The sequence below is a fragment of the Micromonospora craniellae genome, assembly GCF_014764405.1.
Lineage (GTDB): Bacteria > Actinomycetota > Actinomycetes > Mycobacteriales > Micromonosporaceae > Micromonospora > Micromonospora craniellae.
The window spans coordinates 5,699,293-5,716,172 of sequence record NZ_CP061725.1 but is presented as its reverse complement, the minus strand read 5'-3'; the positions used below and the strand labels follow the sequence as shown (position 1 = coordinate 5,716,172).

At 69.6% G+C, this 16,880-nt stretch carries 11 protein-coding genes and 2 pseudogenes; 9 read left to right on the top strand and 4 right to left on the bottom strand.

The annotated features are described in order from the left end of the window. The first annotated feature begins 10 nt into the window (after positions 1-10). From ID554_RS25960 to ID554_RS25950, 3 genes are read left to right on the top strand one after another with little or no spacing between them, the layout of a single operon-like run. Positions 11-1,291 (top strand): ABC transporter substrate-binding protein, encoded by a 1,281-nt coding sequence (locus ID554_RS25960; protein WP_117228165.1) that lies wholly within the window; start codon positions 11-13, stop codon positions 1,289-1,291. Positions 1,292-1,299: 8 nt separating this feature from the next. After that, positions 1,300-2,247 carry a carbohydrate ABC transporter permease gene (locus tag ID554_RS25955; protein WP_117228166.1) on the top strand — a complete coding sequence of 316 codons (948 nt, stop codon included), beginning with the start codon at positions 1,300-1,302 and terminating at the stop codon, positions 2,245-2,247. Further along, positions 2,237-3,079, top strand: coding sequence for a carbohydrate ABC transporter permease (locus ID554_RS25950; protein WP_117228167.1), 843 nt, complete (start codon positions 2,237-2,239; stop codon positions 3,077-3,079). The genes ID554_RS25955 and ID554_RS25950 overlap by 11 nt, the downstream gene beginning before the upstream one ends. 46 nt (positions 3,080-3,125) lie before the next feature. Here the strand turns inward: ID554_RS25950 and ID554_RS25945 are convergent, their stop codons facing one another. Beyond that, on the bottom strand, positions 3,126-4,133 hold the full coding sequence (locus ID554_RS25945; protein ID WP_117228168.1) for a glycoside hydrolase family protein: 1,008 nt from the start codon (positions 4,131-4,133) through the stop codon (positions 3,126-3,128). A 340-nt stretch (positions 4,134-4,473) separates the two neighbouring features. Continuing rightward, positions 4,474-7,935, bottom strand: coding sequence for a beta strand repeat-containing protein (locus tag ID554_RS25940; RefSeq protein ID WP_191088633.1), 3,462 nt, complete (start codon positions 7,933-7,935; stop codon positions 4,474-4,476). Positions 7,936-8,139: 204 nt separating this feature from the next. On the opposite strand from ID554_RS25940, the pseudogene ID554_RS33395 reads away from it, so the two are divergent. The 3 genes and pseudogenes from ID554_RS33395 to ID554_RS25930 form a co-directional block, all read left to right on the top strand. Continuing rightward, positions 8,140-8,274, top strand: a pseudogene (locus ID554_RS33395) (glutamine synthetase); the annotation flags it as partial. A gap of 12 nt (positions 8,275-8,286) precedes the next feature. Continuing rightward, positions 8,287-8,751, top strand: a pseudogene (locus tag ID554_RS25935) (type I glutamate--ammonia ligase); the annotation flags it as partial. A gap of 423 nt (positions 8,752-9,174) precedes the next feature. Then, the gene (locus ID554_RS25930) at positions 9,175-10,959 is read left to right on the top strand and encodes an N-acetylglutaminylglutamine amidotransferase (protein ID WP_117228171.1); all 1,785 of its coding nucleotides are present in this window, start codon (positions 9,175-9,177) and stop codon (positions 10,957-10,959) included. A 30-nt stretch (positions 10,960-10,989) separates the two neighbouring features. Here ID554_RS25930 and ID554_RS25925 read toward each other — a convergent pair whose 3' ends face one another. Further along, entirely contained in the window at positions 10,990-12,120 is a 1,131-nt protein-coding gene (locus ID554_RS25925; protein ID WP_117228172.1) for a carboxylate-amine ligase, read from the bottom strand. 171 nt (positions 12,121-12,291) lie between these two features. Continuing rightward, positions 12,292-13,374: a LacI family DNA-binding transcriptional regulator gene (locus ID554_RS25920; RefSeq protein ID WP_223884253.1), complete on the bottom strand. Its 1,083-nt coding sequence runs from the start codon at positions 13,372-13,374 to the stop codon at positions 12,292-12,294. Positions 13,375-13,579: 205 nt separating this feature from the next. On the opposite strand from ID554_RS25920, the gene ID554_RS25915 reads away from it, so the two are divergent. The 3 genes from ID554_RS25915 to ID554_RS25905 are packed head-to-tail and all read left to right on the top strand — an operon-like array spanning position 13,580 to position 16,806. Then, positions 13,580-14,485: a carbohydrate ABC transporter permease gene (locus tag ID554_RS25915; protein ID WP_117228174.1), complete on the top strand. Its 906-nt coding sequence runs from the start codon at positions 13,580-13,582 to the stop codon at positions 14,483-14,485. A 2-nt stretch (positions 14,486-14,487) separates the two neighbouring features. Then, positions 14,488-15,411 (top strand): carbohydrate ABC transporter permease, encoded by a 924-nt coding sequence (locus ID554_RS25910; RefSeq protein WP_117228175.1) that lies wholly within the window; start codon positions 14,488-14,490, stop codon positions 15,409-15,411. A gap of 57 nt (positions 15,412-15,468) precedes the next feature. Then, on the top strand, positions 15,469-16,806 hold the full coding sequence (locus tag ID554_RS25905) for an ABC transporter substrate-binding protein (protein ID WP_117228176.1): 1,338 nt from the start codon (positions 15,469-15,471) through the stop codon (positions 16,804-16,806). Positions 16,807-16,880: the final 74 nt, after the last annotated feature.

Below are 16,880 nucleotides of genomic sequence, written 5' to 3'. Positions count from 1 at the left end.
AGGAGAGACGATGAGATCAGGAAAGGGAATACGCGTTGTCGCCACGACGCTGACCGGCGTTCTCGCCATGTCCGCCTGCGGCGGCGGTGAGACGCAGGACAGCGGCCCGGCCACCCTGCGGATCACCGTCTGGTCGGCCAACGAGGCGCATCTGGCCCTGTTCAACGAGATCGCCGACGAGTACCGCCAGAACAACCCCGACGTCACGCAGATCACCTTCGATCCGCTGCCGTTCGACACGTACACCACGGCGCTGACCACCCAGATCGCCGGCGGCAACGCCCCCGACCTGGCCTGGGTGTTCGAGAACTCGGCGCCTGACTTCGTCGCCTCCGGCGCGCTGCTGCCGCTGGACGAGACCCTCAAGAAGACCGACGGCTACCAGTACGACGACATCCTGCCGGCCACGCTCAAGCTCTGGCAGGACGACGGCAAGCTGTACGCGTACCCCTTCTCCACCTCGCCGTTCGGTGTCTTCGTCAACACCGACCTGCTCAAGCAGGCCGACCAGCGGACCCCGGCCGAGCTGATCGAGGCCGACCAGTGGACCTGGGACAACGCCTTCGCCGCAGCGGGCGCCACCGGGTCCGCGACCGGCAAGGCCGGACTGGTGATCCGCGACTTCGACTACAAGGACTGGAGCAACCTGTCCACCGTCTGGACCGGGTGGGGTGCTCGGGCGTGGAGCGAGGACGGCGGGACCTGCGGCTTCGCCGAACCCGAGATGGTCGAGGCGATGACGCGGCTGCACCGCGCCGTCTTCACCGACAAGGCGTTGCCCGGCCCGGGCACCACCGCGGACTTCTTCGCCGGTGACGCCGCCATGACCATCACCCAGATCTCCCGCGCCTCGTTGCTCAAGGACAGCGGGTTCGCCTGGGACCTGGTCCCGCTGCCCGCCGGGCCGAAGGGGCCGTACGCGGTGGTCGGGCAGGCCGGTATCGGAGTGCTCAAGCGGAGCCCGAACGCCGAGGCCGCCGCCGACTTCCTGGCCTTCCTCACCAATCCCACCAACTCCGCCAAGCTCGCCCAGTTCTTCCCGCCGCCGCGTCAGTCCCAGTTGACCGCCGACACACTGGCCAAGACGAACCCGAAGCTCAAGCCGGAGCAGTTGCAGAAGGTCGTCATCGACGGGATCACCAACGGTGTGGTCAAGCCGAGCCACGCTGGCCAGGCGGAGATCAGCCAGCAGGTCCGGGCCGGTCTGGATCCGCTGTGGAAGGCCGACGCGGACGTCAAGGCCGTCCTGGACGGGGTCTGCGGCAAGATCCAGCCGCTGCTGGCGAAGTAAGGCGACCGATGACCCGTACGGACACCGGGGTGGATCCGGCCACGGCCGGGTCCACCCCGGACCGGACCCGGCCGTTCTGGACCGGCCGCCGCCGCGACCACCTCACCGGCTACCTGTTCATCGCCCCGCAGTTGCTCGGCAGCGCCGTCTTCGTGATCCTGCCGCTGGTCCTCGTGGTCTGGTACAGCCTGCACGAGTGGAACGTGCTCGCCGGCACGTTCGACTTCGTCGGCACCGACAACTACGTGGCGCTCGCAGACGACCCGAACCTCGGCGCGGTCCTGCGGGCCACCGGGTTCTTCTCCGTCGGCCTGGTGGTGTTCAACCTGGCCCTGGCGTTGCTGCTGGCCGTCATGCTCAACCAGAAGCTGCGCGGCACGATCGTGTTCCGCACGCTGTTCTTCTCCCCCGTCGTGGTGTCGTTGGTCGCCTGGACGATCGTCTGGGGTTTCCTGTTACAGGACAACGGCGGCGTCAACGGCCTGCTCGACACGATCGGCGTCGACGGACCGAACTGGCTGCGCGGCGAGGCCACCGCGATGCTCTCGGTCGTCGTCGTGCAGGTGTTCAAGAACGTCGGCCTGAACATGGTGCTGTTCCTGGCCGCCCTCCAGGGCGTGCCCGCCGAACTGTACGAGGCGGCCGAGGTGGACGGGGCCAGCCGCCTGCGCCAGTTCTGGCGGATCACCGTGCCGCTGATCAGCCCGACGATCCTGCTCACCTCGATCATCACGGTGGTCGGCTCGCTCCAGGTCTTCGCCCAGATCGCGGTGCTCACCCAGGGCGGTCCGGGCACCTCGACCACGGTGCTCGTCTACTACCTGTACCAACAGGCGTTCCAGTTCCACCACTTCGGCTACGGCGCCACCCTGTCGATCGTGCTGTTCGGCATCGTCCTCGCGCTGACCGTGGCGCAGTGGCAGATGCGCAAGAGGTGGGTCTTCCATGAGTCGTGACCTGTCGCCCCGGACCAAGCTCGTGCTCTACGGGGCGCTGCTGGTGCTGGCCGTACCCTTCGTCTTCCCGACCTGGTGGATGGTCACCTCGTCGCTGAAGCCGGTGGCGGACATCTTCGCCTTCCCGCCGCAACTGTTGCCGGTCGATCCCCGGCTCGACGCCTACCATCGGGTGTTCGACCTGCAACCGTTCGGGCAGCAGTACCTCAACAGCCTCTACATCGCGCTGGTGGTCACCGTCGGCACGCTGGCCGTGGCGGCCCTGGCCGGGTACGCCTTCGCGCGGATCCGCTTCCGTGGCCAGAACGTGTTGTTCCTGGTCGTCCTCGCCGGGTTGCTCATCCCGAGCGAGGTGACGATCGTGCCGTTGTTCCAGATGTTCTTCCGGCTCGGGCTGATCGACACGCACTGGCCGCTGATCCTGGTGCCGATCCTCGGCGCGCCCAGCGTGCTGGCGACGTTCATCATGCGGCAGTTCTTCCTCGCCCTGCCCGGCGAGTTGGAGGAGGCGGCCCGGGTCGACGGGCTGGGCCGGTTCGCCACCTTCTGGCGGATCGCGCTGCCGCTGTCCCGGCCCGCGCTGGGCGCGGTCGCCATCTTCACCTTCCTGCACAGCTGGAACCTCTACTTGGAGCCGATCGTGTTCCTCTCCACGCCGGAGAAGTTCACCCTGCCCCAGGCGCTCACCCAGTTCGTCGACGCGTACGGCGGTCCGATGTGGGACGTGCAGCTCGCCGCGGCGTCGATGACCGCGCTTCCGGTGCTGGTGGTCTTCGTGATCGCGCAGAAGCAGTTCGTCGAGGGCCTGGCACACACCGGCCTCAAGGGCTGACAGGAAGCGTCGCCCGGTCCTCGCACCGGACCGGGCGACGCCGTCCCTAGACCGCGCGGGCCACGCAGATGCGGGCGTTCAGCCGGGGCCCGGCCTCGTAGAGCATGTACGACACCCCGCCGTCGGTGCCGAAGGCCGGTGACGCCACCCGACCGTTGTCCGAGGCGATCGGCCGGTGGAAGACGCCGAGGTGCACCTCCCGGTCGAAGTTGTTGCCGACCTCGGTGAGGTACATGTTGCCGTTGTTGCCGTGGTACGCCAGGTAGGCGGTGCCGTTGCGCTTGAGCAGGTGCGGCGCGGAGATGTCGGTGAGGCCGTCACCGGCGGGCGACACCAGCGGGTTCGGCGCGAACTGCCATCCGCTCCAACCGTTCGGCGACCAGCCCCAGAAGATCTTCCGGGTGCCCGGCCCGATGGTGTGGGCGCCCATGAAGACCATCACGTAGCGGTTGCCCCTGCCGGCAACCGAGTGTTCGAAGACCCGCGCGTACGAGGTCTCGGTGGTGTTCGGCACCAGCCGGGTCGACAGGATCGGGGTCTCGTCGGTGAACCGGACGCCGTCGCTGGAACGGGCCACCCGGGTGGTGAAGTTCTCGCCGTGGAAGTACAGGTAGAACTGCCGCGTCGGGGCGTCCCAGACGACGTGCGGCGACGACACGTGGCTCACCGTCGTGGTCGGCAGCACCCGGTCGATGACCGGGTTCCCGGAATACTCGGTGTAGGGGCCTTCGAGCCGGTTGGCGTAGGCGAGGCAGATGCCGCCCGGCGCGTCGTGCGGCGCGTAGTAGAGGTAGTAGCGGCCGAGATAGTTGCTGATCTTGTCGTAGACCCCTCGGACGCACGGGAAGATGAACTCGCGGGTCGGGTTGTAGCGCAGCCACGCCGGCAGCGCGTCCCGGATGTACCGGTAGTTGGGGAAGCCGGCGGGGGCGGCGGCGGTCGGTGCGGACGTGACGGCGAGGCCGGCGCCAGTGGTCGCGGCCGCGACACCGGCCGCCGCCACACCGCGCAGCAGTGTGCGTCGGGTGAAGGGGTTCTCGGGGGTACGGGTCATCGCGTTCCCTCCGTTCGGAGTGGACGACGGGGACGGGACCGGGCGGGACAGGTCAGCGGACGCCGTTCACCCCCAACGAGTGGCCGACACGCTGCGGATAATCGCCCCGAACCGGTTCATTTGATCGATGAGTCTGCGCGTGCGGTTACCCGGCGGTCAAGACGCTAATACGAATTAGCACGGCGAGTCCGCCACCGCACGACACGCTCCGGCTCCCTTTGCCCTGCTTCCGTCGACGCGACGGCCGCCATACGGAGAGTCACACGGCCCTGCGGTGGCCGGGGAAGCCCAGGTACGTCCCGGCCAGGGCCCTCTCCGGGCCCTGGCCGGGACTGCTCGGTCAGCCGGCCTGGCCGGCGTACCGCCGACGGCGGGCCAGCAGCACGAGGACGGCGCCGAGAAGTGCGAGCACCGCACCGGCGGTCAGTGACGTGGTGACACGGTCACCGGTCACCGGCAGAACCTTCGCGACGTAGCGGAAGGTGAGCGCGTTGGACGCCCCACCGTCGGTGCTCACGACGACCGTGGTATTCCCGGCCGGGCAGGGCGGCGTACGGAAGGTCAACGAGCGACCGTCCGCTGCCACCGTGACCTGGTTGGCCGGAATGGTCCTACCGCAGATGGTGACCACGGTCGCGCCCGGCACGAACCCGGACCCACCGACCGTCACGATCGTGCCCCCACCGATCGGTCCCTGCCCCGGGGTGACGGTGTCGATGCGGGGCGGGGCGGCTTCGTACGTGAACCCGTCCGGTGCGGTCGCGTTCGCGCCCGGGATGAGCACGGTCACGTCCACCGGACCGACCTGCCCGGGTGGGGTTACCACGGTCAGCGAGGTGCCGTTCGGGTTCACGACGAGATTGGTTCCCGGCGTGTCACCGAAGTTCACTCCGGTGGCACCGGTCAGGCCGGTTCCGGTGATCGTCACCGTGGTACCGCCGGTGACCGGGCCGGTGTCCGGCACGATCGAGGTGATCGTGGGCGCGAGGTAGGTGAACGTCGGCGCGACGGCGGTGCCCGCAGGGAACACCAATCGCACGTCCGCAGGTCCCGCAGCATTCGGCGGAGTCACGACCGTGATCGTGCTGCCAGCCGGATTGACGGTGAAACCGGTGCCCGGCACCCCGTCGAAGGTCACCCCGGTCGCACCGGTGAAGCCGGTACCGGTGATCGTCACCGTCGTACCACCGGCGGTCGGCCCACTCCTCGGAGTCAGGCCGGTCACGTTGGCAGCGCTGCCATCGGCGAGGTACGTGTAGTCCAACGGTGCGGCCGTACCGCCGCCGCTGGTCACCACGACCACCGCCGGACCGACCGCGCCAGGCGGAGTGACCGCCGTCAGCGACGTACCCGCCGGGTTGACCGTGACATCGGTGGCCGGCGCACCATCGAACGTGACCGACGTACCACCCGGAACAAAGCCCGTACCGGTTATCGTCACCGTCTGACCACCCGACTGCGGGCCCTCGTCCGGCGTGATCGAGGTGGTGGTCGGCGGTCCCGCCACGTACGTGAACCCGTCCGGTGCGGTCGCGTTCGCGCCCGGGATGAGCACGGTCACGTCCACCGGACCGACCTGCCCGGGTGGGGTTACCACGGTCAGCGAGGTGCCGTTCGGGTTCACGACGAGATTGGTTCCCGGCGTGTCACCGAAGTTCACTCCGGTGGCACCGGTCAGGCCGGTTCCGGTGATCGTCACCGTGGTACCGCCGGTGACCGGGCCGGTGTCCGGCACGATCGAGGTGATCGTGGGCGCGAGGTAGGTGAACGTCGGCGCGACGGCGGTGCCCGCAGGGAACACCAATCGCACGTCCGCAGGTCCCGCAGCATTCGGCGGAGTCACGACCGTGATCGTGCTGCCAGCCGGATTGACGGTGAAACCGGTGCCCGGCACCCCGTCGAAGGTCACCCCGGTCGCACCGGTGAAGCCGGTACCGGTGATCGTCACCGTCGTACCACCGGCGGTCGGCCCACTCCTCGGAGTCAGGCCGGTCACGTTGGCAGCGCTGCCATCGGCGAGGTACGTGTAGTCCAACGGTGCGGCCGTACCGCCGCCGCTGGTCACCACGACCACCGCCGGACCGACCGCGCCAGGCGGAGTGACCGCCGTCAGCGACGTACCCGCCGGGTTGACCGTGACATCGGTGGCCGGCGCACCATCGAACGTGACCGACGTACCACCCGGAACAAAGCCCGTACCGGTTATCGTCACCGTCTGACCACCCGACTGCGGGCCCTCGTCCGGCGTGATCGAGGTGGTGGTCGGCGGTCCCGCCACGTACGTGAACCCGTCCGGTGCGGTCGCGTTCGCGCCCGGGATGAGCACGGTCACGTCCACCGGACCGACCTGCCCGGGTGGGGTTACCACGGTCAGCGAGGTGCCGTTCGGGTTCACGACGAGATTGGTTCCCGGCGTGTCACCGAAGTTCACTCCGGTGGCACCGGTCAGGCCGGTTCCGGTGATCGTCACCGTGGTACCGCCGGTGACCGGGCCGGTGTCCGGCACGATCGAGGTGATCGTGGGCGCGAGGTAGGTGAACGTCGGCGCGACGGCGGTGCCCGCAGGGAACACCAATCGCACGTCCGCAGGTCCCGCAGCATTCGGCGGAGTCACGACCGTGATCGTGCTGCCAGCCGGATTGACGGTGAAACCGGTGCCCGGCACCCCGTCGAAGGTCACCCCGGTCGCACCGGTGAAGCCGGTACCGGTGATCGTCACCGTCGTACCACCGGCGGTCGGCCCACTCCTCGGAGTCAGGCCGGTCACGTTGGCAGCGCTGCCATCGGCGAGGTACGTGTAGTCCAACGGTGCGGCCGTACCGCCGCCGCTGGTCACCACGACCACCGCCGGACCGACCGCGCCAGGCGGAGTGACCGCCGTCAGCGACGTACCCGCCGGGTTGACCGTGACATCGGTGGCCGGCGCACCATCGAACGTGACCGACGTACCACCCGGAACAAAGCCCGTACCGGTTATCGTCACCGTCTGACCACCCGACTGCGGGCCCTCGTCCGGCGTGATCGAGGTGGTGGTGGGTGCCGCCGACGGACGCTCGCAGATGGCCTCGGCCACGATCACGGTCCCGACCGGAATGGTCGTCGGCGTACCGAGGACGGTGCCCGACAGGGTGAGCGCGGCCCGCACGGCGATCGCGGTGGCACCGGTGGCGGTGATGGTCTCGACGCGGGTCAACGAGGCATTCAGGCTCGCATCCAGCAGCCCCGGCACCACCACGGCCGCGCTGCCCACGACGACGGGTCCGTTCGCCGTCAGCGTCACCGCCGAGCCGAACAGTTCCAGCCCGACGAGCGTGGTGTCCGCACTGGTCGCGCCGACCTGCGGGCAGGTCACGGTGGCGGTGACCTCGGTGGCGTCCAGCACGTCGACACCGAGTACGGCCAGGTTGAGGCCGTTGACGCTGGCGGACGCCGACGACACGCCCGCCGCCCGGGTGGCGGTCACCTCCTCGACGGTCCCGCTGGCGGTCACCCCGAGCGCCCCGGGTATCGAGACAGCCAGCAGCGTCTCAGTGTCGGTACCCCCGTCGGCCGGAGCGGTGGCCGTACCGATGGTGGCGTCGGCGGTGATCACGGCGATGCCGGCTACCTGCGCGGACAGGTCGACGACAACACCGCGCGCACTCGCATCGCCGGGTGCCGCCCGTGCCGGCGTCCCCACCCCCAGGGTCACCAGGCTGGCGACCAGCGTCGCGGTGGACGCGTTCGTGATTCTTCGTAGGACAGGTCTCACCGATAATCCCCCGTTCAGATCGACTGACGGGCCTGCTCGGCGTGGCGTCACCCGTCAACGACTGAACGAGGATGAAACAGACAAGTTATGGCATAAAGGAATATTCCGATCACGAGCCGACGTGTCGTCGTACCGTCGGGTCTGGCTCGCCGACCGTGCAGGTCAGGCCGCCGTGCTGGCCGATGTCCAGACGAGGGAGGGCTCCGTGTTCACCGCCCCCCCCGGGAGCTTCCGCGCTATCTGGCGACCGAGGACGTGAAGTTCGTCGACGTACGCTTTTGCGACCTGCCCGGCGTGATGCAACACTTCAATCTGCCGGTGGAGTCCGTCGACGACAACTTCTTCACTGATGGTCTCGCGTTCGACGGGTCGTCGATCCGGGGCTTCCAGGCGATCCACGAGTACTCCTACCGCCGGCTGGCGCCCGGCTACGAGGCACCGGTGAACCTGGTCTACTCCCAGCGCAACCGCTCCGCCTGCACCCGCATCCCGGTCACCGGCAGCAGCCCGAAGGCCAAGCGCGTCGAGTTCCGGGTGCCGGACCCGTCGGCGAACGTGTACCTCGCCTTCTCCGCCATGCTCATGGCCGGTCTGGACGGCATCAAGAACAAGACCGAGCCGCCGGCACCGATCGACAAGGACCTCTACGACCTCCCGCCGGAGGAGTGGGGCGACGTCAAGCAGGTCCCCGGCTCCCTACCCGCCGTTCTCGACTCGCTCGAGGCCGACCACGACTACCTGCTCGACGGCGGCGTCTTCACCCCCGACCTGATCTCGACCTGGATCGACTGGAAGCGGAGCAACGAGGTCGACCCGGTCCGCCTGCGTCCGACCCCGCACGAGTTCGCCATGTACTTCGACTGCTGACCTCACAGTCACGCCGTCCTCGGGCCGGCTCCGCTCACGCGGAGCCGGCCCGAACGCGCACTGCGGGTCGATGCGTCGCCCAATGGGTGAGGGTGGGGAGATTTGTTGTCGCTCCAGCGACAACAAATCTCCCCACCTGGCCCAGCACGCCGCAACGCTTCGCCGAGGCTCCGCGGCGGGTCGCGTCGGCACGACTCCCGGCAGCGGGCACGGCAGCACACAGCAGGCACGGCAGCACGGTGGAGGGCACGGCCACGCGACAACAGGCACGACCGCATGGTGGCGGTTTCGGCCGCTGACCAGTGGGTATGCGGGCCGCCCACGCGACTCGGCGGCACCTCGCGGCGCACCGCCACGACCTGCCACCGAAGACAGGAGTCGTCCCGGTGCCGACCTGTCCCGCAGGAACCAGGACCCACTGAGGTGTGCGGCATCGGCGGGGAGGCACGGTTCGACGGCTCGGCACCGGACGCCGACGCGGTCGCCCGGATGAGTGCGGCGATGCGGTCCCGGGGCCCGGACGGCGAGGGGCTGTGGAGCGACGACTGGTTGGCCCTCGGGCACCGGCGGCTCACCATCATCGACCTCTCCGACGCCGGCGCCCAGCCGATGGTCCGCGAGGATCTCGGGCTCGCCCTGGTCTTCAACGGATGCGTCTACAACTACCCGGAGCTGCGTGAGGAACTGCGCGCCGCCGGGCACCGGTTCCGCTCCACCAGTGACACCGAGGTCATCCTCGTCGCGTACGCGCACTGGGGCGAAGCGTTCGTCGACCACCTGGTCGGCATGTTCGCGATCGGCCTGGTCGACCGGCCCCGGCGGCGGCTGATCCTGGCCCGCGACCGCCTCGGCATCAAGCCGCTCTACCTGGCCGAGAGGCCGGGACGGCTACGGTTCGCCTCGACCCTGCCCGCGCTGCTGCGCGGCGGCGACGTCGACACCGCCATCGACCCGGTGGCCCTGCATCACTACCTCTCCTGGCACTCGATCGTCCCCGCCCCCCGCACGGTGCTGCGCGGAGTGCGCAAGCTGCCACCGGCGACGCTGCGCGTGATCGAGGTCGACGGACGCAGCCGCGAGCGCGTCTACTGGCAACCCGACTACGCCCGCGACCCCGCCCACGCCGGTATGGACGCTCAGGACTGGCAGGCGGCGCTGGGCGGGGCACTGCGCACGGCGGTACGCCGACGACTGGTCGCCGACGTACCGGTCGGGGTGCTGCTCTCCGGCGGACTGGACTCCAGCCTCATCGTGGCGCTGCTCGCCGAGGCCGGTCAGGACCAGTTGCGGACCTTCAGCATCGGGTTCGACAGCCGTGGCGGTGAGGCCGGCGACGAGTTCGGCTTCTCCGACCTGGTCGCACGCACCTTCGACACCGACCACCAGCGGATCCGGCTCGCCGACGACGATCTGGTGCCGGCGGTACGCGCGACGGTGGCCGCGATGACCGAGCCGATGGGCAGCCACGACGTGGTCGCTTTCCACCTGCTGTCCGAACAGGTGGCCCGGCACGTCAAGGTGGCGCAGTCGGGGCAGGGCGCCGACGAGGTGTTCGCCGGGTACGGCTACCACCAGCCACTCGCCCAGGTGACCCGCGACGGGGCGGCGGAGACCTTCGCGTCGGCGTTCTTCGACCGTGACCACGCCGAGCTGAACCGGGTGGTCTCCCCCGCGTACGCCTGCGGCCACGACGCCAGCCGCGAGCTGCTCCTCGCCGAACTGGCCGCGCCCGGTGCGCAGACCGCGCTGGACGCCGTCCTGCGGCTGGACACCCACCGGATGCTGCCCGACGACCCGGTCAAGCGGGTCGACAGCATGAGCATGGCCTGGGGGTTGGAGGTCCGCACCCCGTTCCTGGACCAGGATCTGGTGGCTCTGGCGTCGGCCTGCCCGCCGGAGCACAAGGTGGCCCAGGGCGGCAAGGGTGTGCTGAAGGAGGTCGCCCGGGAGGTGCTGCCCGCCGACGTGATCGACCGGCCCAAGGGCTACTTCCCCGTCCCCGCGTTGCGCAACGTCGACGGCGCGGTGCGGGACCTGGTCGTCGACGCGCTGCGGGCACCGGCTGCCCGGCAGCGGGGCCTGTTCCGGCCGGAGTACGTCGCGCATCTGCTCGACGAGCCCGACGCGGCGCAGGCGGCGGCCGGCAGCAACAAGCTCTGGCAGCTCGGCCTGCTCGAACTGTGGCTCCAGATCCACCACATCCGCTGACCGCCGGGCGGCTGCCCTCGGCGAGACTCGTCAGCCGGTGGTGGTCTGGGCGGCGAGGTGGTGCAGCAGGGTGGGAATGTCGCCGTCGGCGCCGGCGAGGATCTGCCGCTGTCGGGTGGCGCCGGTGCCGGCGCGGCGGAGTCGGGACAGCTGCTGCTGGACGTAGTCCAGGTCGCCGTGCGCGGTCAGCGCCGGGGTGACGGTGGTGAGCAGGTCGGCCACCAGGTCCCAGGCGGGCCGGGGCCGGGTGGTGCGCAGGTCGACGAGGTCGCCGTCGAGGCCGTGGTGGGCGGCCCGCCAGTGTGCGGCGGCGACGAGGCAACTGCGGAGCCGGGGTGCGGGCGTACCGCGGCGGATGTCGTCGACCATGGTGGCGACCAGGGCGCGGACCAGCGCCGCGTGCAGCACGGTCTCGTCGACGCTCGGGCAGACGTCACCGACCCGGATCTCGATGGTGGGATAGCTGGCCGACGGACGGGTGTACCAGTAGACCATCGCCGGGTCGAGCATGATCCCGGCTTCGACGAGGTCGGCCACGGTGGCGTCGTACTCGGCGGCGGAGGCGAAGTAGGGGGTCGGCCCGATGCTCGGCCAGCGTTCCAGTTGCATGGAGCGCCAGCTCGCGTGCCCGGTGTCGGAGCCGTCGTGCAGGGGCGAGTTCACCGTGACGGCGTGCACGACCGGTAGCCACACCCGCAGGTGGTTACCGACCTGGACGGCCAGTTCGCGGTCGGGCAGGCCCACGTGCACGTGGCAGCCGCAGACGGCGGGATCGTGCGCGACCGGGCCGAAACGCCGGGACATGGCGTGGTAGCGCGGTTCGTCCGGTACGGACCGGTGGCCCTCCCGCACCGGGGTGGCGCCCAGGGCCACCAGGCTCGCTCCGGCCGCGCGGGCGGCGTCGGCCGCGGCGCGGCGCAGCGTCAGTAGATGTTCCCGCAGCTCGGTCAACTCGGTGCAGACCGGGGTAACCATCTCCACCATGCTGTGCCGGAACTCCTGCCGGCTCTGCCGCCGGGCGTCACCGTGCAACGCGGCACGCACCTGCGCGGCGACCGGCATGCTCTCCCCGGTCGCCGGGTCCAGCAACAGGAACTCCTCCTCGACCCCCAACGTCAAAGGTGGGGCCACCTCGAACTCCGGCGCCGACAGGTCACCCATCGTCGAGTCCCATCCGCCAGGGGCGGCCATGCTCACCGCCGGAAACCCCGCTTTCCCGAGCACGACACCCGCAAACAGGCGTCCCGTGCATCCGTGCGTCCGTGGACCGGCGAAAGGGCCGATCCGGTTCCCGGACCAGCGTCCACGGATCCGGCGATGTCCCGAGCGGCGTCACGGCGGTGGTGCGGTGCTGGCACGGACGACGAGCCGGGTGGGCACCAGGTCCGTACCGGGTTCGGCGGGCCCGCTGCGGATCTGCCGCAGGAGTGCCTGCACACAGCGACGTCCCACCTCGGCGAAGTCCTGGTGCACGGTGGTCAGCGGCGGAAGGTAGGCCGAGGTGTCCGCGACGTCGTCGAAGCCGACCACGCTGACCTGCGCCGGCACCTCCCGGCCCCGTTCGTGCAGGGCTCGCAGCACGCCGAGGGCCATCTGATCGTTCGCCGTGAAGACTGCCGTGCAGTCGGGCTGCTCGGCCAGCCGCAGCCCGGCGCGGTATCCGGACTCCGCGGACCAGTCACCGCGTTCGATCGGCGGCACCGGGCGGCCGTACGCCTCGAGCGCGGCCCGCCACGCCGCGGTACGTCGTTCGCCGGCGAACGACTCGACCGGACCGGCGACGTGCCACACGGTGCGGTGACCGAGGTCCAGCAGGTGGCGTACGGCCTGCCGGGCACCGTCGGCCTGATCGGTGTCGACGACGCAGTGGCGGTCACCGGCGTCGGAGTCCACCACCACGGCGTGCACCCCGGGTGGCAGGACCACGGTGTTGGTGTCGAGCAGGTGCACCTCGATGATGACGATGACCCCGTCGACCGCCAGTTCGCCCATCCGGGTGAACGCGCCGAGCACATTGTCCTGAGTGGGGGCGCCGAGCGGAATCAGGGTGATCGCATACCCCTCCGTGGCGGCGTGGGTCGCGATCGCCTCGACCGTACGGCTGTTGCCCGTCGAGGACAGGTTGAACAGGATCACGCCGATCGTGTGGAACTGCCCGTAGCGCAACGCGCGGGCAGCGCTGTTGGGCCGGTAGCCCAGTTGTCGCATCGCCGCGAGCACCTGCTGGCGGGTCGTCTCGACGACTGTGGGATGACCGTTGGAGACCCGGGACACGGTCTGGGACGACACGCCCGCGAGTCGCGCCACGTCCGCCATGGAGACGCGTTGTTTGCGGCGTCCTCCGGGGATGTCCGCACCGGCTCGCCGGGCGACGGGGGCGGCCTGGGGGCGAGACCCTCGGGCATCCACATCCATCGCTTCTCCTGACTGCCGCGCCGCAGACGTCGCCCGCACCGGCGTTCCCTTGACGACCGTGGTGGGTGGTGCCACCATACCGCCACGCGAGTTTACGTAAACATTGATCACCTCCGCTGCCTACCCGCATCGTCGAGGCGGGTGCGGACGCGCATGTTGACGTAACCATCATCGTCCCGGATCGGACGGGAAGGGAGCCGCACCGATGGCTTCGCCCCGGACCACCCGCCGAACGACGACGAGCGGCATCCGGCGATCGCGGGTCGGCTGGCAGTTCACCGGCCCCTTCCTGGCGGTCTTCGCGCTGGTCTTCCTCGCACCGATCGCATACTCGCTGTACCTGAGCGTGTTCCGGACCCAGCTGGTCGGCGGCACCAGGTTCGTCGGGCTGGACAACTACACCAGGGCGCTGACCGACCCACAGTTCTGGTCGGCGTTGGGCCGGGTCACGTTGTTCCTCGCCGTACAGGTTCCGATCATGCTGTTCCTCGCCCTGCTGGTCGCCCTGGCGATCGACAGTGGACGGCTGTACGGGGCGTCGTTCTTCCGGATCTCGGTGTTCCTGCCGTACGCAGTGCCCGCAGTCGTCGCCGCGCTCATGTGGGGCTTCATGTACGGCACCCGGTTCGGCCTGGTCGGAAACCTCAACAAGGCGCTCGGGTTGTCGGTGCCGGACCCGCTCTCGCCGGACCTGATCCTCGCGTCGATCGGCAACATCGTCACGTGGGAGTTCGTCGGCTACAACATGCTGATCCTCTACTCCGCTCTACGGGTGGTGAACCCCGCGCTGTACGAGGCTGCGGCGATCGACGGGGCCGGACAGCTCAGGATCATCACCGCGATCAAGCTGCCGGCGTTGCGCGGTCCGCTGCTGATCGCCACGATCTTCTCGATCATCGGTAGTTTCCACCTGTTCACCGAACCGAGCATCCTCCACACCCTGGCCCCGAACTCGATCACCACGTACTTCACGCCGAACTTCTACGCGTACTCGTTGTCCTTCGCGGGTCAGCAGTTCAACTACGCCGCCACGGTGGCGATCGTCATGGGCGTGATCACGATGGCCGTCGCCTACCTGGTCCAACTCCGCGCCATGCGGAAGGCGGACTGACCATGGCCCGCACCCCGACCGCCACCGGCAACGCCGCCCGTTCGGCCGGTCGCCGCCCACCCCGGGTACGACGACGCGAAGCCCGCCGCAGCGGCAGCGTCGCGTTGACCGCGCTGACCGGCCTCGTGCTGGTCTACACGCTGCTGCCGCTGGCCTGGCTGCTGATCAACGCGACCAAGACCCAGCAGGGGCTGTTCGACTCCTTCGGGCTGGCCTTCGCGGAGGACTTCGCGTTGGTCGACAACATCGCCGACGTCCTGACCCAGGACGACGGCATCTTCCTCCGCTGGCTGCTCAACACCCTGCTCTACGTCTGCGTCGGCGCCGGTGGCGCCACCCTGCTGGCCGCCCTGGCCGGGTACGGGCTGGCGAAGTTCGCTTTCCCCGGCCGGAGGGCGATCTTCGCGGTGGTCATCGGTGCGGTGGCCGTCCCGGGAACCGCGCTGGCGGTGCCGACCTTCCTGATGTTCTCCAGACTGGGCCTGACCAACACTCCGTGGGCGATCATCATCCCGTCGCTGGTCTCGCCGTTCGGCCTCTATCTCATGTGGACCTTCGCCGCCGCCGCGGTGCCGGACGAGCTGATCGAATCAGCGCGGGTCGACGGCGCCGGCGAGTTCCGCACCTTCTTCACCGTCAGTGCTCCGCTGCTGGCACCCGGGACGATCACCGTCCTGCTGTTCAACGTGGTCGCCACCTGGAACAACTACTTCCTGCCGTTGATCATGTTGAAGAACCCGGACTGGTACCCGCTCACCATCGGCCTCAAGACCTGGAGCCAGCAGGCCGGCACCGCGGGCGGGGAGGCGATCTTCCACCTCGTGATCACCGGTTCGTTGCTGACCATCGTGCCCCTGATCGCGGCGTTCCTGCTGCTCCAGAGGTACTGGCAGTCGGGCCTTTCCACCGGAGGCGTCAAGGAGTAGGCCGGCCATGTCGCTCACCGATCCCACACCGACAGCACCACGAAGGGAACGATCGTGATGGCCCTACCCCGCCGAGCGCTCCTGGTGAGCGCGGCCCTCTCCGTCTGTCTCCTGGTGACCGGATGCGGCGCCGGCGACGACCGCGACTCCGGCGGGTCGCCGGGCGCCGTGTCCGACGCCGACATCGAGGCCGCCCTGGCGGCCGGTGGCCGGATCACCGTGTGGGCCTGGGAGCCGACCCTCAAGCAGGTCGTCGCCGACTTCCAGGACAGGTACCCGAACGTCACCGTCGACCTGGTCAACGCCGGTACCGGCAACGACCAGTACACGGCGCTGCAGAACGCCGTCACGGCCCGATCCGGCGTGCCCGACGTCGCCCAGGTCGAGTACTACGCGCTACCACAGTTCGTGCTCTCCAAGGCGCTCACCGACCTGACCGGGTACGGCGCCGACAAGCTCGAAGCCACCTTCACCCCGGGCCCGTGGACCGCCGTGCGCTCCGGCGGCGGCGTCCACGGCCTGCCGATGGACTCCGGCCCGATGGCCCTGTTCTACAACAAGGAGGTCTTCGACAAGCACGGGTTGCGGGTCCCCACCACCTGGGACGAGTACGTCACCGAAGCAGAGAAGCTGCACCGGGCCGACCCGAACGCGTACATCACCAGCGACACCGGCGACGCCGGCTTCGCCACCAGCATGATCTGGCAGGCCGGCGGCAGACCCTACCGCGTCGACGGCACCAGCGTCGGGATCGACCTCGCCGACCAGGGCACCCGGACGTTCACCGCGACCTGGCAGCGGCTCATCGACGGCAAGCTGCTCGCGCCGATCGTCGGCTGGAGCGACGCCTGGTACAAGGGCCTGAGCGACGGCACCATCGCCACGCTGGTCATCGGCGCATGGATGCCCGCGAACCTGGAATCCGGCGTCCAGGCCGCCAGCGGCAAGTGGCGCGTCGCGCCCATGCCGCAATGGGAGGCGGGCGGCTCGGTCACCGCCGAGAACGGCGGCAGCTCGCTGGCGATCCCCGAGCAGGGCGCCAACAAGACCCTCGCCTACGCCTTCCTCCGGTACGCCACCGTCGCCGAGGGCGCCCAGACGAGGACCGACCGCGGCGCCTTCCCTGCCACCACCGCACAGCTGAATGCGCCGCAGTTCCTCGACAAGGAATTCCCCTACTTCGGCGGCCAGCAGGTCAACCAAGTTCTCGCCGAATCCGCCGCCCGGGTCTCCCCCGGCTGGTCCTACCTGCCGTTCCAGGTCTACGCGAACAGTGTCTTCGGCGACACCGTCGGCAGGGCGTACCAAGGCGGCACCACCCTGCAGGACGGACTCCTGGCCTGGCAGGACGTCTCGGTCACGTACGGCCGGGATCAGGGTTTCACCATCCGCTGACCCGCCGCCGTCCGGTCTCCCCTCGGGGCCGGACAGGCGTTCGGGCCGGCACCACCGTCTTCGTGGGGAGCTTC